Here is a 26,516-nt window from a genome sequence, read left to right on the forward strand (position 1 = left end):
AACGCGTTCTAAATCCATTGCAAACCGTCTCACAATAATGCAATATCGCTCATTAACAATCACTTCATTGATTGAAAAGAATAAATGAGTACGCTTGTAAACAATGTCCAAGCACTTGCTTTGCCATCAAACAGAGGAAAGAGTAGATGTTTAAACATACGCAAATTTGTTTAGCCGCGGCGATCGCTATTGGATTATCAGGCATGTCAGCGTGCTCATCTGAAGTACAAAAAACTGATAAAGACAGCGCGCCGGCTATGGCTAACCAAGTCAAGGCATATGCTAAATTCGTACCTGAGAGACGGGACGATTTTGCATGGGAAAATGATAAGGTAGCGTTTCGGGTTTATGGCCCTGCCGCACCTTTAGCTGGCCACGCCAGCGGCGTCGACGCATGGCTAAAGAAGGTCGATTATTCGATTATCGACAAGTGGTATGACATGCACTTCAGTGGTCAGTCGTATCACGAGGACAGAGGAGAAGGTTACGACCCTTACCATACGGGTATTAGTCGTGGCGTGGGTGGCTCAGCAGTGTGGATAAACGAAACACCGTACTACGCCCACAACTTCACTCGTTATGAAATTCATGAAAACAATGCTGACGAAGTCAAGTTTACCCTTCACTACGAATTTGAAACGCCTATTGGCATGGTAAAAGAAGTTAAAACCGTGTCGCTTGCGCTAGGCTCTCGGATGTACAACGTCGATTCGACTTTCTATCTAAATAATACCCCGGCCTCTCTCCCTATTGCCATAGGTGTAGCTACACACGACGAAAAAGCCGATGTGTATAAAAATCAACAAGAAGGATGGATTGCCGCTTGGGAAGAAATTGACAACCAAGGGTTAGGCACCGCGGCCGTTATCGCGCCGAGTAAAATTAGTAACATCATTCATACACCTTCTGAAAAGAAAGATGAAAGTCATATTTGGCTAATAACTCAAACATCACCAGAAGGTAAGTTGAACTACAAAGCTGGCTTTGCATGGGAAGGTGACAGTGAGATCACCACTGTGGAGCAATGGAAAGAATACTTAAACAGCCTGGAGGACTAATAGATGGAAAAAGTTGCCTTTGTTATGACACTAAAGCCGGGTTATGAGCAAGAGTATAAGAAACGTCATGACGAAATATGGCCCGAGCTGGTAGAAGAGCTTAAAAATGCAGGCGTGTCAGACTACAGTATTTTCTATGAGGAAAGCTCGAATAAGCTCTTTGCTGTGTTAAAGCGTGAGGACGACCACACCATGGATGCGCTGCCAAATAATGCTGTAGTTAAGAAGTGGTGGCAGTATATGGCAGACATAATGGACACTCACGAAGATAACCAACCTGTAGCTACAGACCTAACAAAGGTTTTTCACTTAGAGTAAAACCTTTTATGTCTATCCGAGAGTAGCCGGTGTGATACTAACAACACCAAAGCACCGGTGCCATGCTTAACATAGTTAAGCAACGGGCTTCTTTAAAACATATCAGTTAACGACAGAGAAGTTTACTGAATGAGTTACCTCATTCTCCTACAGTTTTGAAAAGGAGAGTTAATTGAAAATCCTAATTTTAAACGAAGCCCTAGAGCAAAGGCACCACGCTCATGTGGAGCGGCGCTGCGCTGTGTCTTCACAAACTATCGCCAAGCTTGTCAAAAAAGGCATCGAAGTCTATATCGAAAAAGGTGCTGGCCTGCTATCACACTATAAAGATGAAGACTTCGCGAAAGCTGGCGCTAACATTGTTGCTGATATAACAGAAATAGCTAAGCAAGTAGATATACTAGCCTGTGTCAACACACCTAGAGAATCAATTGTTGAAAAGCTGCCTGCTGGCACAGTTGTTATTGGACACTTAGACCCATTTTTTAACGAAGCGTTGGTAACTAAACTAGCAAAGGCCAATTTGACGGCGCTCTCAGTAGAAATGATCCCCAGAACCTCTAGAGCACAAAAAATGGACGCATTGAGCTCTCAAGCGAGTTTGGCGGGATATGCGATGGTGATGAAGGCCGCGGACACACTTCCTTCTATATTACCAATGATGATGACACCTTCCGGTACAATTAAACCTGCCAAAGTATTTATTATTGGAGCAGGCGTTGCGGGTCTGCAGGCTATTGCGACAGCCAAGCGCCTTGGTGCCAATGTGCTGGCGTATGACACGCGCCCAGTTGTAGCTGAACAAGTAGAGTCGTTAGGCGGCAAATTCCTTAACGTTGATATAGGTGAAACTGGCCAAACAAAAGACGGTTACGCTAAAGAACTCTCTGACGAGCAAAAAGCGTTGCTCGCACAGGCACAAAAAGAAGCCATAGCAAGTTCAGACATAGTTATCACTACAGCGCAGCTTTTCGGTCGTAAGCCGCCCGTGTTGATTTCAAAAGAAACACTGGCGTCTATGAAACCAGGTAGCGTTGTTGTGGATATGGCTGCGGTCTCTGGCGGCAACGTAGAAGGCTCTAAGCCAGGTGAAACCGTTGTACTAAATAACGTTACTATTATAGGAGACGGCTTCTGGAGTGAGGGCGTATCTCGGGCTGCGACCGATATGTACGCAAACAACATTTACAACTTGCTGGATGAGTTTGTAAAGAGCGAGCCTATTGAATTCGAATTAACCTTTGAAGATGACATTCTTAATGGTGCTGTCATTACTCATGGTGGAAAAATTCGAAATGACATGCTGTTGTCTGCGTACGAAGGAGCTTAATAATGGAAACTATTTACCTACTGTTTATTGTATTACTCGCTGCATTTCTTGGATTTGAACTCATTCGTAAAGTTCCTGCCACGTTACACACCCCATTGATGTCTGGTTCTAATGCTATTTCAGGTATTACCTTAGTCGGTGCTCTAGTCTCATCTGGTTCTGATAACAGTATGTTGACAACAATTCTGGGGACTGCAGCTGTAACGTTAGCAAGTATTAACGTTGTGGGCGGTTATCTTGTTACCGATCGCATGCTTGGCATGTTTAAAAAGAAAGATAATAACTAAGAGAGCGCTGAACATGACAATTGAAACACTTATTAACCTTGCTTATGTGCTAGCAGCAGGGCTTTTTATATTTGGTCTTAAGTTACTTAGTCATCCTTCAACAGCACGCAAAGGCAACTTCGTGTCAGCGGTGGGTATGTTTGTAGCTGTAATGGTTACTCTGCTCGACCAACAAATCATCAGTTACCATTACATTATAGTTGGTGTCCTTATCGGTGGACTGTATGGCGCATGGAAAGCACGTAGTGTGCAGATGACACAAATGCCGGAAATGGTTTCTCTTTTTAACGGCTTTGGTGGCGCTGCTTCATTGCTACTAGGATGGGCAACAGTTAGCAGTATGGACGCCAGTGCATCGGGTTATAACCAGGCTTTTGTTTTCATTACTGTTCTTTTAACGCTGCTCATTGGCGGGATTACGTTTTCAGGATCCGTAGTTGCTTGGGGAAAACTTTCTGGAAAACTGTCTTCAAAGGCGTTCATTTTCACTGGGCTAAGGGAATTAAGTATCCTTCATTTGCTGGCTATGGTAGCCGTGGGGTATCTCTTTGTTACACAACCGTCTAATGAAGTATGGCTGTATTGTATTATTGCATTAGGGCTGAGCTTCGGCCTATGGGCAACGATCTCTATAGGTGGCGCAGATATGCCTGTAGTTATCGCTTTGCTAAACAGCTATTCAGGTATTGCCGCTTCAGCAGCAGGTCTTGCAGTAGGCAATACAATTTTGATTGTAACCGGCCTACTGGTTGGCGCCTCAGGATTGATCCTCACGAATATAATGTGTAAGGCGATGAACAGATCGCTGATGAACGTTTTGTTATCTGGGTTTGCCAAACCTATCGAGCAAGGCGAGGTTATTACTGGCGAAATAAAAGTGCTATCACCTCAAGATGCCTTTTATGTGCTTGAGGCGGCGCAAGCCGTACTCGTTGTGCCCGGCTATGGAATGGCCGTAGCTCAAGCGCAACATGCTGTTAGAGAGCTTCACACCTTACTAGAAGAAAACGGTTGTACAGTGGATTATGCCATTCATGCGGTAGCAGGGCGTATGCCAGGGCACATGAACGTTCTGTTAGCGGAAGCGGATGTTCCTTACGACCAGCTTTACGAAATGGACGACGTTAACCCTCGAATGGAAAATTATGACGTTGTTATTGTAATTGGCGCTAACGATGTTGTTAACCCGGCTGCCAAAGAGATGAAAGGTAGTCCCATTTACGGGATGCCGGTTATTGAAGCTCATCGTGCAAAAACTGTATTTGTGTTGAAGCGCTCAGCTAACGCTGGCTTCGCTGGTGTCGACAATCCTTTGTTCTTTAAGGATAACACGCGAATGATCTTGGGCGATGCTAAAGAAACGATTAACGGCCTAATTCGCGAATTTGGCGACTAATTGAACGAACCTAAGCTCGTATTTGTATGTTTACGAGCCTTTTTCTAACTGTTAAGTGGGTACATCACAAGCATGTCTTTTACTTCCCTTGGTCAGCTTTTTGGTGTGCTCGCTTTTTTAGTTGCGATTTACTCTTTTACACAAAAAAGCGATATAAAACTTAAAATAAGCCTAATTGTTATGTTTTCATTTCAAACGGCTCACTTTTTCTTTTTAGGTTCCGTCACTGGAACTATCGCTAATTTTCTCAACTTTTTTCGCACGATCATATCGGTCAAAACTAACCACAAGTTTATAGGCATTGTATTTATAGCAATAAATATTGTTTGGGGCGCTTTTAACGTTAACCGGCTAATAGACGTTTGCCCCATTTTTGGCGCATGTTTTGGCACTTACGCTATCTTTTACGCTTCTGGCATAAGAATGAGACAACTCTTTATTTGCGGGGCCGTTTTTTGGTTAGCGAACAACATTTATTTAGACTCTGTTGGAGGAATTTTGCTTGAAGTAAGTGTGATAGTGGCAAATACCATCACCATTTATCGATTGCGCAGTGATCATTGAAAGAATGAAAGAAGCTTGCGGCAATTCCCACAAGCCCCATGGGTGTTATTGAAGGTGTTACTGAATTAGCTTACGTTCTACCAATGCATACCACTGTTCGATTTCTTTTTTCAGCTCGCCAACCTTTTCAGGGTATTGTGCAGCCAAGTTTTTCTCTTCGAATTCATCGTTGGCGAGATTATAGAGTCTTGGGCCAACCAAAAATTCATCATGATATTTCTGGTAACTAACATTTTTACCATCATAGCTAACAATTAATTTCCAATCGCCTTTAATGACCCAGCGATAAAGCAGTGTAGACTCAACGTCGTCTAAGTCATCCATATCATGTGCAAAACCTTCACCAAATATTAATTCTCTGTCGATATCTTCACCCGTTACTAAATTATCGTATAAATTAATACCTGGCAGTTCACTTGGAACACTTATACCCGCAGCACCTAAAATAGTAGGGACTATATCAATACTACTTACCCTTTCTTGTCTAAACGAAGACTTAAATTTATTTGGCAATGAGTAAATAATAGGGGTTCGAACACCACTTTCATTCGGGCTCTGCTTAGATTTTGGTAAGAACCTATCAGTTTGCTTTGGGTTAGTAATCCACCCGTTGTCTGAGACATAGACAATCAGCGTGTTATCTTTCAAACCACGTTTTTCGAGATGGCTAAACAATTCTCCATTCGTTTCATCAAACCATTCAATCATCGCGTAGTATTTAGCAATAGACTCTGGTAGGTCATACTTTTCGTACTTAGATAAAATTCGCTTAGGAGGTGTGTGTGGCGAGTGCGGCATAAACGGCGCATACCAAACAAAAAACGGCTTATTTGCCTCATGAGTCTTGTCTATAAAGCTGGTAATAGTATCCACTCCCTCACGACCAATCTTTAAGCCCTCATCGCCATGTCGACCAACTGGGTTCGGAAATCCCTTTGTCATTCCCTCATCAAAACCGCCTCGTTCGTAACTGCCTTCCCACCACTTGCCGGTTTGCAGAGATGCGTAGCCTTTTTCCCTTAATAGCTCTGGTAAAGTTTTAACTTCGTCAATCTTTGCAATAATCTGCGAACGAAGTTGTTGGTATTCCTTTCCTTTTTTTCCTCCTGGAGTTTCTCTAGAGGGATCGTTTCCAGTAATGCCGTGTTGACTGGCGTAAAGGCCTGTTGCAATTGTTGCAAGGGAAGGTCTACAAAGTGAAGTTGGAACATACCCTTTACTGAACGTCACCCCTTCGTTGGCCAAACTATCTAAGCTTGGTGTATTAACAATTTCATGCCCCATGAAACTATAATCATTCCACGCATGATCATCAGATAATATTAACAATATATTCGGTGGCGTTTCCTGCTCTGTAACTTTAGCTGTCACTTCTTCTTTGTTCTGATTAGCACAGCTTGCGATCGAAAATAAAACAATTGCACAGCTTGTCACACCCAACAGTTTTTGTTTTATTTTTCTTTTTGATAAAGGCATTTTAAATTCCTTAATCTTTACATTAATAATCTCAACGCGCTTTTATTTAACCTATAGCAGATACAAAAAAGCCCCTGACCAACGCGCGTAAAGTCAGGGGCTAAAGTAAAAACGTTTCTATTTATTCCATTTAAGCATTTCTGACGCCGCTAGTAGCACAGCACCAGAACCGTATAGCTGTGAGTCAGACTCTTTTACAGGGTCAGGGCTCTTTCCAACATGTTGAACCCAGTGAACACGGCCATCGTCGGTAACAGCTTCAGTGATTGCTTTCCAACCTTTTTCTACGATTTCTTTTGAACGCTGGTCAGTCAAGATGCCGTTATTAACTCCCCAGGCTAGACCGAAAGTTATAAACCCTGTGCCACTCACCTCTGGTGTCATCACCTTATCAGGATCCATCAAAGAGGCTGGCCAATAACCGTCTTCTTTCTGAAGTGCCATAAGTCCTTCAGCATTCTTCTTATAGAGCTCAATGTATCGCTCTTTAGAGGGATGATCGTCAGGTAATTCTTCAATAATCATCGGAATAGCAGCAAAGACCCACCCATTTCCGCGCCCCCAAAAGACCGGTTTTCCGTTGTCGCTTTTTGCATCAAAATAGCGACTGTCTCGATAAAACAAACCATATTCATCAGAGAATAAATAGTCTGCAGATGCCCAAAACTCTTTGTCTCCGTACTCAAGATATCTGGGGTCACCGGTAACTTTCGTCATTTGTGCCCACGCACGAGGCGCCATGAATAACGCATCGGCCCAACACCATCTTAACTGGCAGTTTCCTTCTAAATGGTATTTGCCAGTGCTTGACTCTGAATTACCCATGTCCAGACCGACCTGTGGGGGGTTAGATAAAATCATATCGAAAACCTGTTTAGTAGGCCCATAAGCTGATTTCATTCCTGTCTTTTCAGCAAGCCATAAATAGGTTTGAGCAATAGCATGATCATCTGCGTGATAAGGACGCTCTAGTATTAATTCGTACTGTTCTCTCTCTGCAACTGTTCTTACAAAGTCCAGCAGACGTTGATTACCTGTTTCGTCAATCCAACGAGTTAATCCAATGTAGAAAGAGGCTTGAATCCAAAATTTTGCATTTTCAGATTTCGCGCGATGCGACTCAGGGATATAGTTTAGGTTACCGAACTGTGCAATTTGCCAATTTGCGACACTTTTCCCGATACGCTGTGCTGTTTTTTGAATGTCCTGCTCAGTCACATCTTTTGATGTTTTCATTTCTTTTTTAGGCTCGACATCTACGCTTTGTGTCTTCTGTTCAGGTGATTCACCAGAACAAGCACTAATAGCTAATGCTAAACTCATCGCGATGGCAGATAATTTTAGTTTTGTGTGATTCATAGTTATTCCCAACTAATTTGTTGCAGACTACTAGCAAATTTCTTGGTCCAATAATCTGGATACTGACTTACATAGACGCATTATTCGAAGATTTAAAGCTACTCAGCGACCTTGGTATCGGACCATCTTCACCGACCAGATAAATTTTAATATTTTCATCACTCTCTTTTTCGGCAACTAGCATCTGTGCCTCAGGGTGAGCGTTCTCAATTAGCGTTGTAATAGCGAAACTCGCATTTTCGCTTTTTAGCACAGTTGACTCTTCAGAAAATGATTTTCCGTCGTTATTGCTTTTCCACCACGACAAAACAGCGTCCCCGTCTTTCTCATAAGCAACGAGGTAGCGAATATCTTCAGGGTCGTTAACACGGAAGTCTCCGCGAGATACACCTTCGTACCCTTCGATAATTTTATTGCCGCCTAACCACTGCTTGCCATCCCACCAAACATGCCTAGTTTGTTTCGGGCCGCCGGTTTTAGCGCCTTTATCAATTCCTGCGTTTATTGCGATATGTGGGTAACCTTTGCTGTCTAGATGTGAAGTACCGTTGAAAGTCCAGAGCTCACCGGTTTTCATCGCCAGTGTTTTTTCATCAGCGACTTCTTTCGTAACGGGAAGAGTCAAAGACTCACCTTTTACATTGCTCCATTCATTTGTTTTGGTATTGAAATTCATGAAGTAAACATCGTGACGTTCAGTTGTATGTCCACGACCGTTAACACCTGCGCCGTTATCCCAACAAACATGATAGTCGTAGGAAACAATTAGGTTATCTCCTTCTCCCTTACCAACCCAGGCATACCAGCTATCCACAGCTTCAATATCCGTACGCCGTTTGTGTTTAAGAAATGACACAGGCGCAGAGAAAGTTCGCCCGTTGTCTACAGACTTTTGATACACCCAATCACTGCGGTGAGCACCGTGACGAAAGAATAGGTAAATATCGCCGTTATCCATTTTGACAACTTGGTTATAAGTACCAAAAGGGGTTATGTTATCTAGATCTACCCATTCGGTAATGTCGTAAGGACGTTTAGAAACGGCATGCTTGTTTGCACCAAAATGCGTGTTACCTAAAGGATTGTGACCGTTTGATTTATGTCCGCCATGGCCACCATAAAAAATGTGGATATAGCCTTCGTTATCAATAAGCATGGTTGGTTTACCATGGTTATCGAACTTTTTGCCACCATCACGACGGCCCAATTCGCTGGTTCCCGCTTTAAAAGGACCTTTCCACTCTTTGGTTCTGTGGTCATAAGTGGCCACAAACGGATCTTCTTTAGGTCCTTGATAAGAAACATAAGTGATACCGTTTTGGTGTATGGCCGCTGGATGTTGAACAATAGCAAGAGGGTTACCTACTGCGTTATCTGCAAAGTACTCTACAAACTGAGTGTTTTCAGTGGCTGTAGGCCCTACTTTACTCGTTTGCGTAGCACAGCCAGATAGAGTTACTCCGCTTATTAAAGCTACACTAAACGCTATTTGCGCTTTCTTGAGTAAAAATTGACGTTTTCGCATAGTATCTATCCCCGTCACCTTCTCTACTGATCTTTATTTTCTTCAAATAACGCCAAAAATTCGCTGGCAATATCTGGATTTTTCTTAGAAAGATCACGCAATTCAGCAGGGTCTTTTTCAATATTGAACAGTTCAAGTGGTGCATCGTAGCCGTAACGAACCGCTTTCCACTCGCCTTTGCGAGCCGCCTGGTAGGTATCGCCAATTACGCCTGAGTTAGGATCTCCCACCTGCTTAGAGAACTCCCAGTAAAGGACGCGCTCGCCCATCTCGCTGGGCTCAGTTTTTAAAAGCCCTACAATTGATTTACCGTTAGTTTTAACTCTAGGGACCATGTTTAGATTTACGCCCGCTAGCTCAGCTACAGTGGGCATAACATCTGCAAATAGCCAAGGTGTATCGTCTGTCCGACCTGCTTTGATGCGCTCTGGCCAATGAACAATCATTGGAACGTGAATACCGCCGTCGTACAAATCTCGCTTCATACCACGATAGGGCTCAGAGGCTTTTAAGTATTCAGGGTCTGCGCCGCCTTCATCATGCGGGCCATTGTCAGACGTAAAGAAGATTAGCGTGTTATCAAGTTCACCCATTTCGTCTAACTGTGTAACAATTTGACCAATATAGTGATCAAGTGCAGATACCATGCCTGCCAATGTCGCGTTTGGTTTATCAACTGGTTCTGGGTAGTATGAGGCATATTTGTCAGCTGGATTACCACCTCTCATACCTGTATAGGGTGTTTCAGCGAATTTGTACTGCTCACTGAACTTCTCTGGTACACCTAATTCAGCATGTGGCGACGAGTAAGCAAGCATGATAAAGAATGGGTTTTCTCGCGGCTGCTTTATGTATTCAATGGCTTCCTTGGTGAAAAGTTCCTGAGCATAGGCGCCTTTTTTACCGCCTTCGTTCTCAGGGACGCGAATTTTCTTACCGTCTTTCCAAACTATGTGAGGGTACTGACGATGACCCTCGAGTATGGAGTAAAACCCGTACCAAGTATCGAACCCCATGGCATGAGGGTCTGTGACACCCATTTGTGAACCAATAGAATATTTACCAAATAATGCCGTGTCATAGCCGCCGTGTTTTAATACGTGCGCTAGGGTTATATCCATTTCGGTTAACTGAACAGTGTTTGAATTATTTGTCATCAAACGACCATCTCTACCTGTAAATAAAGAAACACGTGATGGAGAACACACTGTATTCCCCGCATACGCTTGGTCAAAGCGTATGCCATTAGAAGCAAGCTCATCTAGGTTTGGCGTTTTAATTGGCGTATTGCCATAGGCACCGACTTGGTTGAAGCCCAAATCATCTGTAAGGATGAATAGAATATTGGGTTTGTCCTGTGCTGCTACACTAGAAGAAAGAGATGTGAATAGAGCACCAAGTACGCTTATAAGACTAAACCTTAGTTTGTTCATGGTATTTCCTAGTAAAAGTTAAAAATTTAAAACCGCTTGTTTCTTTTTTCTGCATATTATTCAAGGCAATGTGCAGTTAATGTTGTTGGCTCTGGTATAAACGCCCTTCCTTTATCACGGTTAGGCGGCAAGGCTTCCCATGCCAGGTAGAAGCGTTTTCCAGCAGTAAGATGGTTTTGCTCTCGCGAAAGCTGTTTCAAAGCCTTTGTATATAAGGGCATGTCATTCGTTTTATCATAGGCAAGCAAAGCCGATGGAATTTGTGAGCCGGTCGACTCAGATTTAACCTTTAACGAATCAGCATCAAGTGTGTAAGCGTAAGATGTACCGTCTAGATCCGCATATACCTCTATATCTCCGCTATCAAGGAGCTTCGCTGGTTTCTTGACTGTAAGAGTAGTAGGAAGGGCACCAGTCATATTCAATTCTTGACGTGAGTCTTTCCAATTAGATATTTGAAAGCTTTTCCAATTCCCGTTGTCATTTCTAGCTATAAAGAGCTGGCTATCTCCCTTCTCATCATAGGCTTGATATGAAATTAAAGGTCGAGCTTTATGGTCGAACCCAATAGGTGTGTGACCATTTAAAATGCCTGAAAATTGAGGAAGCGGAACAGCCGCTTCACTATTACTCAATTTCATAGGAAGAGAGATTGCAGTACCGTCTGATTTCTGCCAATTCACAAGATCTTTACTCTTGGCATATGAAATATCGTGATTAGAGGCTGCGACTGGCGTTTCTCTCCAAACCCACGAAAGGTGAAAGTAACCGTCTGGACCAAGAACGGGCCCCCAGAAATAACCATTCCTTTCTCCCTCTCCATCAACTAACGGAGAGTCGTGTAACCTCTGCCACGTTCCGTCTTTGGCATTGAAAGCGTTATAAATTTCGTTACCGCTCCCACTTCGTCCGTTTCTGTACTTAAAATAGAGTTTCCCCTCAGCATCGTTAAAGAACTCTGGATAAGTCATTCGACTTTCTGTTTCCTTATCAGCCATAAAGTCCACACGTTTTAAACTTCGCACGTCATAAGGTTTTTCACTTTTAAAATAGACGATAGGGTTAACGTGTAGATTCCCAACGATATGAATATACCCTTTTTCGTCGAGGCCAATAACAACACTGTTGTGACTGTCCCACCCTAAATAGCTGTCTAACTTTTGGTATATCCAGTTTCCTGTAGGATACGGTTTATAAGCGACACTCATTTGTCTGCTAGCATCGTAATAAGCCACAATTTGCTGGTCACCCTTTCCGATATAATCAAACGCAACGCGGTGCCCCGACCAAACACGATCTATTGCTTCAACCTCGAAGCAGCCTGCTTTATCGAAAGTCTGTGCAGCGGCTACGCCACTGATGCTAACCGCACAACCCAACACACTCTGAAGAAGCAATGATTTTATTCGGTTCACTAATATAACCTCGAAACGTTAATACATCGTTAATACTCGTAGCAACTTTAAACAAAACAACGGTCATTTACAATCTTTTTCACTCACACTATAAACAATACGATAGTCTCTTCTATTGCATAATAAAGAACGATTTAGCGTTGAATGTAACTCCGTAAAAGTATTGTAATTCCACCGAACAATAGCAACATGCTGTAATAATTGAAAAAACAAGCGCTTTAGAAATAGGACTGATAAAAACAGCGATTGCCTTAACTGAGAAAGTAGAAAGCACTCAGAAAAGATTGAATTTGACCTATTATTTACATTTATGATTAAAAAGATGTTAATATCGGGTTTGAAAAACTGATCTGGATTCTTCTTATAAAGTGTTGAATGAGAAAGGGGTGTAGTGTGGTTACTATCAAAATGAAACCTGGTGTGCTCAAAGTTTTAGCAACTTTAGCTCTCATACTAAGCTGTTCAATGCAGGCCAGCGCAAGCTCTGAACAGCCGAATATTTTGTGGCTAGTAATAGAGGACATGAGCCCACTACTGCCTATGTACGGTGACGACAGTATTGAAACTCCGAACATATCTAGATTGGCTGATGAGGGTGTTGTATATAATAACGTTTTCTCAACATCAGGCGTTTGCGCACCAAGTAGAGCAGCGTTAGCGACAGGGCTCTACCCTAATGGGTTCGGCGCTAACAATATGAGAACATTATCTAACACTGAAGAGACAGGCCTGCCAAAGTATGAAGCAGTCCCTCCTCAAAACACAAAGATGTTAAGCCAGTTGCTGAGGGAGGCAGGTTACTACACCACTAACAACTATAAAAACGACTATCAATTTAAAGCACCAAAGACAGCGTGGGATGAAAATGGAATTTACGCTCACTGGCGCAACCGCCCGAGTAACCAGCCTTTTTTCTCTATTTTCAATTTCACTACAACTCATGAGTCAGGCCTATTTGAACCTTACGGCATAAGAATGCTGGAACAACGACATTACTTTTCTAATGACGCTGACAAGATTTCGGCACTGCCTACCGATCATAGAATTAAGACGGATAAAGACTCTACACCTATTCATGTAGACCCAGAGACCAAGTTTCCAGTCCCACCTTACTTACCCGATACGCCAATTGTGCAGAGAGACCTATGGAAGGTTTACAATAATTTAGCCGAAACTGATAGACAAATCGGAGCAATTTTAGATGTGTTAGAGGATGACGGCTTGTTAGACAACACTATAATAGTTTTCTACTCTGATCACGGCGGTCCAATGCCAAGGCAAAAACGCCTAATCTATGACAGCGGGCTAAAAGTACCATTAATTATCCGCTTTCCCAACGGTAAGAAAGCAGGAACGATAGAAGAGCGTCTTGTGTCTTTTGTGGACTTCGCACCGACTACACTCGCTATGGCTGGCGTTCCCATTCCTGATTACATGCAAGGGGAAAACTTTTTAAACACCGCAAATGAAAGAGAATACATTTACGCTGCAGCCGATAGGTTCGATGGCTTTACCGACACAATAAGAGCCGTCAGAGATCACTGCTATAAATATATTCGCAATTATCGTCCTAATGACCCGTATTACCTTCCTGTTGCATACCGAGAGAAAATACCGAGTATGCGCGAGCTACTTGCATTAAATGCTGCGGGTAAACTCAATGAAGCACAAAGCCAATGGTTTCGAAAAACCAAGGACGCTTATGAGCTTTTCAATGTTTGCAATGATCCTTACGAACTATCAAACCTTGCCTATATCAAAAACTATCAAAATAAACGTAAAGAGATGGAGAGTGCACTGAACGAGTGGTTAAAGGATATTGGTGACGATCCTTTAGTAACAGAGAGGCAGCTCATTACTACCTTATGGGACGATGCAAGCACTCAGCCTAAGACCCAAGCACCCGAATTAGTCATTGAAAATGGCAAAGCAGTAATTGCTAGCGAAACCCCAGGGGCTTTTATTTCTTTTAGATATAAAGAAGAAAAAACGTCACAAAATTGGCAAATATATAAAGAAGGGCAACCTATTAAACCCGGTGTAATAGAAGCTGTCGCACATAGACCAGGTTACATCGAGAGTGCTACAACAACGCTGACTTTTGAAGAAAATTGATGTTCAAGGACTAAAAATGAATTTTGTAAGAGTATTTTGGCTTGCCGCAGTAACGGTTATTTTCTTAGGAGCCTGTTCATCTCATTCTTCTTCTAATTATGATAAACCCACATCATTAACTGTAGGAGAAGGGTTCACGAACCCGCTTGGCTATTATGAATCTACTCCACGTTTTTCTTGGAAGGCACCGTTAGACAATAAAAAGTCTACTCAACAATTGGCGTATCAAATACAAGTAGCGTCAACATTTGAAAACTTAATGGGTAAACCAGATAAATGGGATAGTGGCAAGGTCCAGTCTTCCGCCATGTCATGGGTAAATTACGAAGGTAAGCCAATCACCTCAAGAGAAAAGGTGTTTTGGAGAGTTAGGTTTTGGGACGAAAACAATATCGCCTCGCAATGGAGCGACGTAGCGCACATTGAGTTAGGCCTGCTTAAAAATAGCGACTGGAAAGCTTCATGGATAGGGGCGAAAGAAACCCAAGCAACTGAATCACCCTCACAAAGCACTTTAGCTACACCGCAGTATTTTAGAAAGCCGTTTTCGTTAGATAAGGAAGTAAGTAAAGCAAGGCTATATGTAACGGCGAAAGGTGTGTTTAAGGTTTTTTTAAATGGTGAGGACGTCACCGCCAACGATGCATTGCCACCAGGTTGGACACCTTATGAAAAACGAATTGAAACCCTTACCTATGATGTAACCTCTTTAGTTAACCAAAACGAAAATGTACTTGGGGCCATCATTGCAGGTGGTTGGTATTCGGGAAGAATTGCAGACTTAAAGGAAACCGACCATTTAAAACCGCCACGGTTTCTTACTCAGCTTGAAATTACTTATTCAGACAATACGACATTACTTGTTACAACGAACGACTCTTGGAAAGCAACACAGGCGGGACCCATTCGTTTTGCGAGTAATTACGATGGAGAACGATATGACCAGCGGTTCGAAATGGACGGTTGGACTAAACCAGGTTTTGATGATTCTAAATGGAGCACTGCTGTTACCGAGTTGGTAACACCTGACACACTCTTACGACCGAAACGTCACTCACCCGTTCGTAATATAAAGCAGTTAACCCCAATATCATTCAAGCAAATTGATAAAGACACCGTTATTTTTGACTTTGGCCAAAATATGGTGGGCGTGCCTTCTATTAACATTCCCGTTAAAGAAGGAAAGGAAGTTAAGTTACGCTTTGCTGAGGCACTAAATAAAGGAAGCTTTTACACAGAGAATTATCGTTCGGCGCATTCAACGGATTACTACTTACCTTCTAAAAGCGGCGTTGCCAAATATACTCCTACTTTCACCTTCCATGGATTTCGTTACATAGAAGTATCTGGTTTTGACGACAGCAAAGTTCCTGTAAAAGATTGGATAGTAGCGAACGTACAACATTCTGACGTAGCGCTATATAACAATTTCTCTAGTGCCAACCCAAAATTGAACAAACTGTTTGAAAATATTAATTGGGGGTTAAAAGGCAACTTTTTCGATATCCCATTGGACTGCCCTCAGCGCGACGAAAGGCTAGGCTGGACAGGTGATGCCAACGCTTTTATAGCTCCATCAATGTATATGGCGGATGTATATGGATTCTGGTCTGCCTATCTTAAAAGTTTGCGAGAAGAACAAACAGAAGACGGCTTCGTTCCGCTCTACGTCCCCTTTGTAAAATGGATAAATTGGACGTCATCGGGTTGGGGCGACGCTGCGACTATTCTCCCGTGGGAGCTCTACATGATGACAGGTGATAAAAAGATTCTGGATGACAGCTACCCATCAATGAAAGCCTGGATTAATTACCACGAGAGCCAAGCTAAAGACAACATCTCAAGCATGATGACGTTCGGAGATTGGCTACAACCCTACCCTGAAAAACAAGGAAAAGGGGCAAACCGAGGAGACACTGACTTCTCTCTTATCTCGACAGCATTTTTTGCTCGTTCGGTAGAGCTAACCAAAAAAACAGCATTGGAGCTTGGCTTCAATAAAGATGCTAAACGCTTAGCGAGTAAACACAAAGAGCTAGCGAAGGCTTTCAGAAGCGAGTTCTTTGACTCAAATTTAAACGTAGTTAAAGGAAAGGAAACACAAACAGCTTATCTTCTTGCACTCGCTTTCAACCTTTTACCTGATAACGAAGTAAAAGTAGCACAAGCTAGACTCGTTTCGTTACTAGAGGCGTCGGACACTCACCTAAGAACGGGCTTTCTCGGAACACCGTTACTGGCTAATGTTCTACAAGAGGCTGGACGTACTGATTTAGTCTATGCACTGTTATTTAAAGAAACTTATCCATCTTGGTTCTACTCAATCAACAATGGCGCTACCACCACATGGGAACGCTGGAACTCGTACTCAATAGAAGACGGATTTAACCCACAAGGCATGAATTCGTTGAATCACTACGCCTACGGTACGATTTCAAGGTGGTTTTACGAGGGTATTTTGGGCGTCAAGCCTTTGCTACCTGGCTTCAAGAGAGCGGTTATCTCCCCCCAACTTACTTCGAAACTTGGCTATGCTGATGGTTCCATACCTACACCTAGTGGAACTATTGATGTCAGTTGGAATATGGCAAGTAGTGGGTTCGATGTATTTGTCACGATTCCTTTCAATACCACCGCAGAGTTTATTCCACCGGCACAATACAAAGTTGAACTGGCTGAAAAATCTAATGGGGAAGTACTTAACCAGTGGACATCTCTACCGACTGGGCAATATCAATTTCGCATAACCCTTGAGGCCAAGGGCTCTAACGGCTCTAAGAGAACGCTATAATGATTAACTATATGAATAGGTTCACAGCTTTTACTTGCCTACTTTTTTCACTAAGTGCGGCAACGAGTAGTTTTGCGAGCACTCAAGACTCCATTATCTCTGTTGAAAACGGAACTGCGGTGATAGAAGCTGAACATTATTCTACACAACATAAAGCCGATACGCGCCGTTGGATTGTTTTTAACAGTCTAAGTAATAGCACACATGGATTAGCCGATAGCGACACAATCCATTTAGAGGGCGCCAGCAACAATGCGTATATTGAGTTATTGCCAGACACAAGAACAAACCATTCCGAGCCTTTGGAGCATGGCGTAAACTTTTCTGCAAAACCAGGTAAGTTGGCTGTGCTAACCTACCCCGTTTATTTCGATACACCTGGTAAATACTTCGTTTGGGCTCGGGCTTTTAGCACAGGAAGCGAAGACAATGGTTTGCATGTTGGGTTAAACAATACGTGGCCTTCAAGCAGCCAAAGGCTTCAACTTTGTGAGGGTAAAAATAAGTGGACTTGGTCGTCTAATCAAAGGCGCAAAGACAACCATTGCGGGACACCAAACACTATTTGGTTAGATATACCTGAAAGTGGTGTACACAATATCACCCTATCTATGCGTGAAGATGGCTTCGAGCTAGACAAAATCATTCTGACTAGAGACGCTAATTACAAGCCCGTGGGCGTGGGTCCAAGCGAAACCAGACATACACCATTGCCCCTTCCGTTAAAAGAAACGTTCGTTGACGTACAGAAATACAGCCTTATTTTAGAAGCTCCCCAAACCTTTGAGTCTGCCGGTGATGTTCCCTTTTATCATGACCGCAGAAATAGTGCGTTAGGCATTGATGCTAGAGAGATTCAGTATCGAAATGTCTGGGCGACATCAGAACTTAAGGTTCCTGAAAAAGTGTGGGGTAAAAAGGCTAGCCCTCAAAAAACATTTAAAAACGTAATATTGGTTACGCTTGGCGAAATAGATGGTGAGTCACCTTATAAAGTTCTACTTAATAACAAAGAAATAGGTAGCTACACCAATAGTGAAACCGAGACAGATTACCAAGAAAACTATTTTGACTTAGGCTCACTTACTTTAAAGCCAGGTGACATCATTACCGTTAAATCAAAGGCAGTAACGAACGGAAAAATTCCTGAAAACGGTGGCACGGCTTACGCGAGAGGAAGGTGGCGCGGACTGGTATTTCAGGAATAATTTATAGTTTGTGCTAACTGGAGATTTAATCATGAGATGCTCTACATTTTTTAGTCTCTTTGCTGCGCTTTTAATGTTAAATGGGTGCACTTCTACTGAGTATTTATTAGACGAAAAACTGTCAAAATTCAAAAATGTTTATAATGACGGCGAAGCACATTTTGTTGATGGAGAACTGCAGCTTATAGCTGAAAAAAATTGGTTCTTTTCAACTAGAAAAATTTATGAAGACTTTGTACTTGAAGCAGAAGTAATGATGCCAGATACGTCAGAGTACAGTAATTCAGGCATAATTTTCCGAGGTCAAATTATCGAAACCGATAAAGGTAAACAAATTATAGGCTATCAAGTAGATATTGACCCCAGTGACAGAAAATGGACAGGCGGGCTTTACGATCAGGGCCGCAGAAAGTGGCTTTACCCAATACACCCCACCCGTTCTCACCCCGATGAAGACTTTGTTACCAACTACTTAGGTGAATGGACTAAAGAGCAAGGTGAAGCTTATAGTCACTTAACGTGGAACAAGATAAAAATAGTGTGTAAAGGTTCTGATATCAAAATTTTTATTAATGGCCTGCTGACGACCCATGTTAAAGATGTGAAAGACAGCGAGGGAGTAATCGCATTTCAACATCACGGCAGCAAAGCATATAGAGAAGATCGGGACAAAAGTAACATAGTGCGCTTTAGGAATATCGCGATTACTTCTCTGTAGACTCAAGAAGATGCAGAAGCTTGAGTGCTCAGCTTTCTTAGATAATTCCTTTAAAGTCGTAGGCCTAAAATACAATGGTATTTATGGAGAAAAGTTATGAGTAACAATTCAACCACGTTCAAAGCGCTGTTTGTTGAAGAGCATAGCGATAATAGCTTTAGTAAAAAAGTAGTTGAGCGAGAAGTGAGTCAACTTCCAGATAATGACTTGTTGATAGATGTCCATTACTCGTCTTTAAATTATAAAGACGCTATGTCAGCAAGTGGCAATAAACGAATTACTCAAAACTTTCCTCATACGCCCGGAATCGATGCAGCAGGAATAGTAGTTAGCGATAAGTCAGGTACCTTTAGTGCTGGTGACGAAGTCCTTGTGTTTGGTTATGACTTAGGTATGAACACACCTGGCGGCCTTGGCCAAAAAATATCAATACCAGCCGATTGGGCAGTTAAGCGCCCCAGTTCATTGTCTCTGAAAGAAGCGATGATTTATGGGACTGGAGGATTAACCGCTGCGCTTTGCATACAAAAATTAGAGAAAATGGGAGCGAAGCCCAGTGATGGCCCGGTGGGTGTGACTGGCGCTACTGGAGGTGTTGGCAGTATCAGTATTGCCCTTCTCTCTCATCTTGGCTATGAGGTTATAGCCTTTTCAGGAAAGCCTGAACAATCTGAGAAGCTAAAGTCACTGGGTGCTAGCGAAGTTTTGCACAGAGAAGTTATTTTAGAAGTAAAGGACGCTATTGCCGGCAAGCCTAAGTGGGCTCACGCTATTGATACGCTTGGTGGAGATTACTTAACGGGATTGCTTAAGCAAGTTAAACCTGGTGGTGGAGTCACTTCTGTCGGACTCGCTGCTTCACCTGACATAGCAATGAACGTTATTCCTTTTATCACACGAGGCGTATCTTTGTTGGGTGTCGACTCTGTTTATATTCCACTTGAAGATAAGCAACACATTTGGAAACGAGTCGCGACAGACATGAAACTACCTAACTTAGAAAGCTACTATCAAGAAATATCACTAAATGATACGCCAGAATATCTAGATAGATTCTTCAATGGTAAAGTGGTTGGGCGGTACGTCGTGAATTTAAAAGACGCGTAAATTCAACAAAGAAAGCTGATTGCTGAACAGGCGCCTCATTTTTAGAAATGAGGCGCTTATACCAACACGTACACCATCAACTGAAAACAAGCATACCTGACGCGATTAGTCGACGGTACGAAAACAACTGCTACGCCAGAGCCTTAACGGTGTATTTTACTTGATAAAGCTCAGCTTCAGACAACATCTGGGCGTTTAGCGTTTGAATTTGGACTTCCGCTGTCACAACGCAGAACCCGCGCTAAAGCTTGAGGTTAGCGATTGTTTCTTTGATGCAGTTATGAAATATTTCATTAACCATACGCTCCTCTCCAGCTTTGCCAGAATGCTGTTCTTCATTTTTAACAATATTTATTAAACGACTAGCATTTTGCTCGATAGCTTTTGTCATTTTTCTCACCTGAACCGCCGCCAAAGAAGCGGGGACATGTAATTCCTCAGCAAATTCCATAATGTTTGCTTCTGACAATTCTCCCAAGAATTGTGCTTTTCCCATAGGCTGGGATAGTTCATGATCCATGTGTTTATGCGGCAGTTCATATATCGCCGTCGACAATAAATCATAATGTGGGGTCATAACTACATCAGAGTCTTTGATGAAGAATGAGAGGTTTTTCAGATGAGCGTCGCCATTACCAACTAACGCATTAAATAAAGCCCAACGAAAGATATCCAGCGTTGTTTTGGCTTTCATTCTGGAAAGCTGCGCTAGCTGGTTTAGATTCTCTGCAGTGCTGTTGAGGTATTTCATATTTGGTGCAAGATTCAGTAACTGACAACCATCTAAGACGTGGCAACGATGTTGATTAGGGTACAAGCCTACGCGATCAAACCGCTCTATAAGGTATACCGGCTCCGGCAAATAGCGAATATCTACCGAAGGAACGTCTAAACCACAAAGCTTTGCCAACTTCATTACAAACCATTCATTCCTAACGGTGTGGTAATAAACATCTGGCGAAGAATGTTCAGGTTTAAGAATGTGAGTCGACGGAAAAAATCCCGAAGGCTCCAAAATTTCACCGTCGCGATAGATAACCAGCATCTTGTGCTGCGCCCCGGCTACGGACATTCTTTTACGCTCGGCGCGGTTCAAAGGCGCTTTTGGCAAATTTTTTATTCGCTCATTCACTTCTTCGTAAGTAAGTGAATGTACTTCACCTCTTGTAAGCGGCTCGCCCTCCGGCAACAAGGTTATGGCACCAGCAGATTCAGCACCGGCAACTTTGAGTAATCCAAAGGCATCTTCTATTGGCACTCTCACGTTTTTTGCCAGCAAATCACGCGCTTTCTCTTCGGGTAAAAGGTTGTCAAAAAACCACTGCACCGGTCGATAGGTAGCACCGTCGATGTGCTTCCCTTCTCGTAAAGGAATATGAGGAGACAGCGGGTGGCGATTCTCGCTTGCTAACCAAGCTGGGGCGTACTCAAACCCCCAAATATTATTCTCGTCAGTCAATTTGCCAACGAACGTATCATCCGCATATACATCAAGAGCTCGGTTCATAAATCAATGCCGTCTATTATTTGTAACATCCGTTTTCGTTGTGCATCTGAAAGTGACTCTTGTTCAATTGGTATATCAATGGTGACCGCGATCCCCAATGAATCCAAAACTCGCAACACTCGACCTAATTCAACCGTCGGCTTGCCATTCTCAAATTCACTAAGGAACGTTGTGCCATTGGAAGACAAAGAGGCAACAGACATCTGATCAAGACCTTGCGTCTTCCTGACTAGTTGCGCGGCTTTACCCAATTGTTTGACATCTTTAACTGAAAATTTCACACAATACCCTCAAATATATGCGTCCGCGGTTATTTTATAAAAGATGAGACAAATAACAAGCATTTATATGCGTTCGCGGTTAAATCAAACATCAAACCTAATGAGGGCAAGAAGTAACCGCGAACGCGGTTGTAATTTTTTCTTCTGGTTCACGCCATCTAATAATGATCGCTAATTCAGGTTACATACTTTCTCTCATTAAAAAAGGCCGTAGCACTACGCTACAGCCTTTCTTTATCACCAAAGCTTTAGGCTAAAACATTATCTGTTGAGTACCCTTAGGGCCATCGTAGTCATATTTGAACCAGTCTACGTCGATGTAACCATCGTCCTTTTTCTCGTTCCAAGAAAAGAAGCCTAATCTGTCACCCGTCCATTTACCGAAGCTGATGGTGAAAGTTGGGCCGAAAGCCCGATAGCTTTTGCCATCTAAGCTGTATTCGTATGTTGCTTTGTTCCTCGCATTAGAAGTTCTGATATATAGCGTGTCACTTTCGATTATTGGACCAACTTCTTTTTTACTCATTCCATCCATGTAAAACAAACGAGTTGTGCCATCTTCTAGGCCTTCCACGCCTAATAAGTTAAACGTACCGCCGTACCTAACAAAACCCGCTAATTGATTTGGCGCTATACCGCTAATATCGAACTTAGCTACAGCCGTGCCTGTTGTAATGCCCATTATACGTTGGCTAATGGTATTACTAGCGCGCCAGAAATCGCCATCTGAACCATCATTATTAGTCCATTCGTTAATTTTAGGGCCGTACTTATCGCCTTGCGGTAAAACCTTACTAGCCTTAAGCCTTAACCAACCATCTCGTTCTGATAATGACCAGTGACTGTCTCGTGGATTATGGTTCCACTCCCACTGTGGGCCTAAATCGCCAGCAGAAAAATCGTCATCTGAACGCGGCGCCGCAATAGGGTAACCTTTTATCGGCTTTTCAAAACGTTTAACAGGCTCACCTATCCCATCATTGTCTTCATCTACACCAATAATTGGCCAGTCGTTTATCCAAGTAACAGGCTCCAGACATTGTGGACGACCTTGGAATGGAATATCGTCATTTTGAATAAGCTGATGCATATACCACCAACTACCGTCAGGGGCTTGCATTAACCCACCTTGGCTTGCACTACGGTTACCAAATTCTGAACCTTTCTCCAATACGGTTTTAACCTCATACGGTCCATAGATACTTTCTTTAGACCGCAAAACCAATTGCTTTCTATCATTCTTTGGATTTTTAACGCCAGGCTTTGTAGATTTGTCTCCCATGGTCCACTGCGCCATGAATATGTACCAATACCCGTCTTTCTTATAAATTTTGGCAGCTTCAGCACCCATTCCGGTATATACCAGCTTGCCCTCATCAAGTATTTTAGTGCCATCCCAGCTCATTCGGTAAATTCGATTTTCATTACCTTCAATGGTGTTATCTGCACTTTTTTGTTTAGTGCCTGAGTTAACAATAATATAGGCTTCGTGTGTTTCCTCGTCCCAATATACAGCTGGGTCGTCTAACACATCAGCTTTGGGAAGCATCATGATTGGCTCGCTCCACGGGCCTTCAATATTGTCAGCTGTTGTGACCATTAATCCGTGTTGATAGTCTATTTGATACACGTACCACTTACCCTCGTGATACGCTAAGTCACCAGCCCATACTCCAAAAGAATAGCCATTCATTCGATCCCAGTTGTATTCCGGCGCCCAAGATAGACTGGAAAAAGCGTGACCGACGTTTTCCCAGTTCACCATGTCTTTTGACTTAAGAATAGGCATACCTGGTGACATATGCTGCTTCGACGTGATCATGTAATACGTGTCGCCCACTTGCTCAATATCTGAGTCTGGGTAGTCGGCGTTTAAAATGGGGTTTATATAAGTGCCGTCACCTTGATCACCGAAGCTTCCGGTAGTTGCCTGTTTTGTTGGCCTCTCTTGCATAGAAAGCGTGCTTGAAGCATCAACCTGACAACCGGAAAGCACCGTAAGTAGTACGGATGCAATACCCAATTTTTTAAAGTTCATTTGCTTTAATGTGTCCATAGAATTTCAACTACTCTTTTCAGTAAGTAACATTGGTGCGATCGTTAACAATATTTACATAGTGACACATTTTGATTACCATTGACAAATATCAATCATTTGCAATCACGAACTTTCTTCGGATACATTCCTGCCTCAGGTTTTGAAGAGATACGTGTTAGGGGCCCTCGTGAAATCTTTTATAAACCTTGTAGTGGCTGGTTTTGCACTTTCTGCTTGTAATTCAGCATCTATTATCAATAAACAATCCGAGTCTTCGACTCTTGAACACGTCAATTTACCTAGCGGCACACTTGCGGTTGTGATAGACGGCAATTCACCTGACCCTGATGATATAGGCGCAACTCCTGTTTTATTGGCGTTACTTGATAAGGCCGGCGCTGCAGACAGACTTGTTCATATTTCTCACTCTTGCGATTTAGACCCCTTCAGAAATAAAGCTAGGTATCAAATAGATCCAGAAAACGAGAGCAGACGTCAACGAGTGCTCGACAGTTCTATAAACCGCGCACTTAATGTTTTTGGTCCATTCGAAAACGTTGAAAAATTATTTAATTGTAGAGCAGAACAACAAGCTGCAATTGAAGACTTAACGCTAGCAATCAACAATGCTACCGCAGATAGACCTTTATGGATTATTGAAGCTGGCGAACCTGATGTTATTGGCTATGCCCTTCAAGAATCAGAAGATAGCAAACGACAATACGTGAAAGTAGTTTCTCATCACCCCGCAAATGATAACAGCGGAGACTATTTTACATGGCAACAAATACTGGACTTCGGTGTTGAAGAGCACCAAATAGGCGATCAGAATGTAGGCTTGCAAACGCCGATTAATGCTTGGGATTGGGCCAAAGATAGTAAAGATGACGGTATCTCGCTTATCTACGAAATGCTCGAATATGCTGAACAGGACGATATCGTTCCCTTTCAAGCAGGCAAATTTGATAGCTCTGATGCCGGTATGATTTACTGGTGGATTACGGGTGCGGATAATGGTGGAGACAAACATGCCACACCCGAGAATATCAAGCTTACGCTTAAACAATAAACGTATTAGATTAGACAATCACGCGCCAGCATAGCTTGCGCGTGCTACTTATTTATTCACTTGCTGTCGCTTTTTCCGTTAGCGCTTTAAAATACTCATTACTTTTATACTGGGATACAGGCGACCATTCAGCATTTTCTTTTGGTAGCTTAGCTTTAAGCTCATTTTTTAAATCAAAATAGAAAGGGTTACTAGCTAAGTTGTTCCACTCGTTAGGATCTGTTGAGTGATCGTATAACTCTTCACTACCATCTTCGTAGCGAATATAGCGGTATCTATCATTCTTTACAGCATGGTTGTTTGGGCCAAACGTAGTGAGAGCAACATGCTCCCATTCCGCATTCGGGTTGATAATTAAGGGGGTAATATCATGCCCTTCATTAAGCGGATTTTCTGGTAAGCCCGCCATTTCTACTAGTGTAGGATACAAGTCAACCAGACTTACTGGGCGGTTACTTGTTAATTTTGAAGAAGAGTTAGGCGACTTAATAATAAGTGTAGTTTTTGTAGACGTTTCCCATAACGCCATTTTAGCGAAACGATTCTTCTCTCCAACGTCATAGCCATGGTCCCCCCATAGTACGACAATTGTATTGTCGGCATATTCGCTAGACTCTAAAGCATCAAGCACTTGTCCGATATAATGGTCAACAAAAGAAACGCTGGCCAAATAGGCCTGTACAATATTCTTCCATTCTCCAGATTCTATCGCCCAATCGGTCGTCGGCATCATGTCATAGGTAGAAATGCGTTTTGCTATTTCGGGCACATCATCTAGATCGCTGGGTAAATAGGGAGGGAGTTCGATATCTTCGATAGGATGCATATCAAACCACTTTTGTGGCACAGTCCAAGGCACGTGTGGACGAAGGAATCCACCAGCGATGAAAAAAGGTTTATCGTGTTTACGCTGTAACTGCTCGACTAACCACTTAGCCGAATCATAGTCTGGCATCATTTCATCTTTTTCTGGATAGGCTCCCCAGTCAGTACTGGTCCCTTTTCTATCCCATTTAATTGGTTCTGGGGAATACGGACCAAACTGAGCCTGTCTCCCGCCGAATACTTCGAAACTTCCATCAGCTATACTTTGATGAAATATCTTGCCAACCGCTGCAGTGTAATAACCGTGCTGAGCAAAATATTCACTGAGAAATGTCGATTGTGCAGCTTTTCTGTTTGCAGAACGGATGTCGTTATCCTTTACGTGCCCATAAATTCCAGTTGTTGAAGGAAGAAGCCCGGTCATGATGCTCGCTCTTGATGGGCCACAAAGCGGTGCCGGAGCATGAGCGTTAGTGAACGTGATGGCTTCTGAAGCCAGTCTGTCGATGTTCGGAGTTTTGGTACTAGGATGGCCATCCATCGCCCCTACCCAGCTGTTTAAATCATCGACCGCTAACATAAGAATGTTCGGACGATCACTTAATTCTTTTGACGTGCTCTCACCAAAGGCATTAGCTGCAGCGAAAACAAATATACTACCTAGTAAGAAAGCTTTTCTGCCTATCATTCTTTAGT

General features: G+C 42.7%; 21 protein-coding genes. 12 read left to right on the forward strand and 9 right to left on the reverse strand.

The features are described from left to right. The first annotated feature begins 146 nt into the window (after positions 1-146). The 6 genes from AC27KT_RS17985 (at position 147) to AC27KT_RS18010 (ending at position 4,953) form a co-directional block, all read left to right on the forward strand. Positions 147-1,058, forward strand: coding sequence for a DUF4861 family protein (locus AC27KT_RS17985; protein WP_131094893.1), 912 nt, complete (start codon positions 147-149; stop codon positions 1,056-1,058). 3 nt (positions 1,059-1,061) lie between these two features. Continuing rightward, on the forward strand, positions 1,062-1,376 hold the full coding sequence (gene rhaM / locus AC27KT_RS17990) for an L-rhamnose mutarotase (RefSeq protein WP_131094892.1): 315 nt from the start codon (positions 1,062-1,064) through the stop codon (positions 1,374-1,376). Between the two features lie 172 nt (positions 1,377-1,548). Next, positions 1,549-2,706 (forward strand): NAD(P) transhydrogenase subunit alpha, encoded by a 1,158-nt coding sequence (locus AC27KT_RS17995; protein WP_487132216.1) that lies wholly within the window; start codon positions 1,549-1,551, stop codon positions 2,704-2,706. Between the two features lie 2 nt (positions 2,707-2,708). Further along, on the forward strand, positions 2,709-2,993 hold the full coding sequence (locus AC27KT_RS18000; RefSeq protein ID WP_131094890.1) for an NAD(P) transhydrogenase subunit alpha part 2: 285 nt from the start codon (positions 2,709-2,711) through the stop codon (positions 2,991-2,993). Between the two features lie 13 nt (positions 2,994-3,006). Beyond that, entirely contained in the window at positions 3,007-4,389 is a 1,383-nt protein-coding gene (locus tag AC27KT_RS18005) for an NAD(P)(+) transhydrogenase (Re/Si-specific) subunit beta (protein WP_269918670.1), read from the forward strand. Between the two features lie 72 nt (positions 4,390-4,461). After that, positions 4,462-4,953, forward strand: coding sequence for a YgjV family protein (locus tag AC27KT_RS18010; RefSeq protein WP_269918671.1), 492 nt, complete (start codon positions 4,462-4,464; stop codon positions 4,951-4,953). Positions 4,954-5,010: 57 nt separating this feature from the next. Here AC27KT_RS18010 and AC27KT_RS18015 read toward each other — a convergent pair whose 3' ends face one another. The 5 genes from AC27KT_RS18015 to AC27KT_RS18035 form a co-directional block, all read right to left on the reverse strand. Continuing rightward, positions 5,011-6,429, reverse strand: a complete 1,419-nt coding sequence (locus AC27KT_RS18015; RefSeq protein WP_487132219.1) for a sulfatase family protein — start codon at positions 6,427-6,429, stop codon at positions 5,011-5,013. A gap of 117 nt (positions 6,430-6,546) precedes the next feature. Continuing rightward, positions 6,547-7,788, reverse strand: coding sequence for a glycoside hydrolase family 88/105 protein (locus AC27KT_RS18020; RefSeq protein ID WP_487132221.1), 1,242 nt, complete (start codon positions 7,786-7,788; stop codon positions 6,547-6,549). A 67-nt stretch (positions 7,789-7,855) separates the two neighbouring features. After that, positions 7,856-9,313, reverse strand: a complete 1,458-nt coding sequence (locus tag AC27KT_RS18025; RefSeq protein ID WP_487132223.1) for a BNR-4 repeat-containing protein — start codon at positions 9,311-9,313, stop codon at positions 7,856-7,858. Between the two features lie 23 nt (positions 9,314-9,336). Continuing rightward, complete coding sequence (locus AC27KT_RS18030; protein WP_487132225.1) at positions 9,337-10,746, reverse strand: sulfatase-like hydrolase/transferase; 1,410 nt, start codon at positions 10,744-10,746, stop codon at positions 9,337-9,339. Positions 10,747-10,802: 56 nt separating this feature from the next. Further along, a complete protein-coding gene (locus AC27KT_RS18035) occupies positions 10,803-12,161 on the reverse strand; it encodes a BNR repeat-containing protein (protein WP_269918676.1) in 1,359 nt (452 codons plus the stop codon). A 393-nt stretch (positions 12,162-12,554) separates the two neighbouring features. Between AC27KT_RS18035 and AC27KT_RS18040 the strand changes: the two genes are divergently transcribed. The 5 genes from AC27KT_RS18040 to AC27KT_RS18060 all read left to right on the forward strand — a co-directional run bounded on the left by AC27KT_RS18040 (position 12,555) and on the right by AC27KT_RS18060 (position 20,100). Further along, positions 12,555-14,276: a sulfatase family protein gene (locus AC27KT_RS18040; protein WP_487132228.1), complete on the forward strand. Its 1,722-nt coding sequence runs from the start codon at positions 12,555-12,557 to the stop codon at positions 14,274-14,276. 16 nt (positions 14,277-14,292) lie between these two features. Next, positions 14,293-17,067, forward strand: a complete 2,775-nt coding sequence (locus AC27KT_RS18045) for a family 78 glycoside hydrolase catalytic domain (RefSeq protein WP_456252713.1) — start codon at positions 14,293-14,295, stop codon at positions 17,065-17,067. Between the two features lie 11 nt (positions 17,068-17,078). Beyond that, positions 17,079-18,275 carry a hypothetical protein gene (locus AC27KT_RS18050; RefSeq protein WP_487132230.1) on the forward strand — a complete coding sequence of 399 codons (1,197 nt, stop codon included), beginning with the start codon at positions 17,079-17,081 and terminating at the stop codon, positions 18,273-18,275. 10 nt (positions 18,276-18,285) lie between these two features. Next, positions 18,286-18,993: a 3-keto-disaccharide hydrolase gene (locus AC27KT_RS18055; protein WP_487132232.1), complete on the forward strand. Its 708-nt coding sequence runs from the start codon at positions 18,286-18,288 to the stop codon at positions 18,991-18,993. A gap of 96 nt (positions 18,994-19,089) precedes the next feature. Continuing rightward, complete coding sequence (locus AC27KT_RS18060; RefSeq protein WP_456252710.1) at positions 19,090-20,100, forward strand: YhdH/YhfP family quinone oxidoreductase; 1,011 nt, start codon at positions 19,090-19,092, stop codon at positions 20,098-20,100. A 241-nt stretch (positions 20,101-20,341) separates the two neighbouring features. Here the strand turns inward: AC27KT_RS18060 and AC27KT_RS18065 are convergent, their stop codons facing one another. The 3 genes from AC27KT_RS18065 to AC27KT_RS18075 all read right to left on the reverse strand — a co-directional run bounded on the left by AC27KT_RS18065 (position 20,342) and on the right by AC27KT_RS18075 (position 23,944). Continuing rightward, complete coding sequence (locus AC27KT_RS18065; protein ID WP_456252797.1) at positions 20,342-21,607, reverse strand: HipA domain-containing protein; 1,266 nt, start codon at positions 21,605-21,607, stop codon at positions 20,342-20,344. Continuing rightward, the gene (locus tag AC27KT_RS18070; protein WP_456252796.1) at positions 21,604-21,888 is read right to left on the reverse strand and encodes a helix-turn-helix domain-containing protein; all 285 of its coding nucleotides are present in this window, start codon (positions 21,886-21,888) and stop codon (positions 21,604-21,606) included. The genes AC27KT_RS18065 and AC27KT_RS18070 overlap by 4 nt, the downstream gene beginning before the upstream one ends. Positions 21,889-22,141: 253 nt before the next feature. Further along, entirely contained in the window at positions 22,142-23,944 is a 1,803-nt protein-coding gene (locus tag AC27KT_RS18075) for a glycoside hydrolase family 43 protein (protein WP_487132235.1), read from the reverse strand. Between the two features lie 169 nt (positions 23,945-24,113). On the opposite strand from AC27KT_RS18075, the gene AC27KT_RS18080 reads away from it, so the two are divergent. Then, positions 24,114-24,995, forward strand: a complete 882-nt coding sequence (locus tag AC27KT_RS18080) for a hypothetical protein (protein ID WP_456252794.1) — start codon at positions 24,114-24,116, stop codon at positions 24,993-24,995. Between the two features lie 52 nt (positions 24,996-25,047). Here the strand turns inward: AC27KT_RS18080 and AC27KT_RS18085 are convergent, their stop codons facing one another. Beyond that, positions 25,048-26,508: a sulfatase gene (locus AC27KT_RS18085; RefSeq protein ID WP_269918686.1), complete on the reverse strand. Its 1,461-nt coding sequence runs from the start codon at positions 26,506-26,508 to the stop codon at positions 25,048-25,050. Positions 26,509-26,516 lie beyond the last annotated feature (8 nt).

The sequence above is a fragment of the Alteromonas sp. 5NW40-0090 genome (genome assembly GCF_057552975.1).

Coding starts and splice junctions, on each gene's coding strand:
- AC27KT_RS17985 (WP_131094893.1), top strand. CDS start 147: ATGTTTAAACATACGCAAATTTGTTTAGCCGCGGCGATCGCTATTGGA.
- rhaM (WP_131094892.1), top strand. CDS start 1,062: ATGGAAAAAGTTGCCTTTGTTATGACACTAAAGCCGGGTTATGAGCAA.
- AC27KT_RS18000 (WP_131094890.1), top strand. CDS start 2,709: ATGGAAACTATTTACCTACTGTTTATTGTATTACTCGCTGCATTTCTT.
- AC27KT_RS18005 (WP_269918670.1), top strand. CDS start 3,007: ATGACAATTGAAACACTTATTAACCTTGCTTATGTGCTAGCAGCAGGG.
- AC27KT_RS18010 (WP_269918671.1), top strand. CDS start 4,462: ATGTCTTTTACTTCCCTTGGTCAGCTTTTTGGTGTGCTCGCTTTTTTA.
- AC27KT_RS18015 (WP_487132219.1), bottom strand. CDS start 6,429: ATGCCTTTATCAAAAAGAAAAATAAAACAAAAACTGTTGGGTGTGACA.
- AC27KT_RS18020 (WP_487132221.1), bottom strand. CDS start 7,788: ATGAATCACACAAAACTAAAATTATCTGCCATCGCGATGAGTTTAGCA.
- AC27KT_RS18025 (WP_487132223.1), bottom strand. CDS start 9,313: ATGCGAAAACGTCAATTTTTACTCAAGAAAGCGCAAATAGCGTTTAGT.
- AC27KT_RS18030 (WP_487132225.1), bottom strand. CDS start 10,746: ATGAACAAACTAAGGTTTAGTCTTATAAGCGTACTTGGTGCTCTATTC.
- AC27KT_RS18045 (WP_456252713.1), top strand. CDS start 14,293: ATGAATTTTGTAAGAGTATTTTGGCTTGCCGCAGTAACGGTTATTTTC.
- AC27KT_RS18050 (WP_487132230.1), top strand. CDS start 17,079: ATGAATAGGTTCACAGCTTTTACTTGCCTACTTTTTTCACTAAGTGCG.
- AC27KT_RS18060 (WP_456252710.1), top strand. CDS start 19,090: ATGAGTAACAATTCAACCACGTTCAAAGCGCTGTTTGTTGAAGAGCAT.
- AC27KT_RS18065 (WP_456252797.1), bottom strand. CDS start 21,607: ATGAACCGAGCTCTTGATGTATATGCGGATGATACGTTCGTTGGCAAA.
- AC27KT_RS18075 (WP_487132235.1), bottom strand. CDS start 23,944: ATGGACACATTAAAGCAAATGAACTTTAAAAAATTGGGTATTGCATCC.
- AC27KT_RS18085 (WP_269918686.1), bottom strand. CDS start 26,508: ATGATAGGCAGAAAAGCTTTCTTACTAGGTAGTATATTTGTTTTCGCT.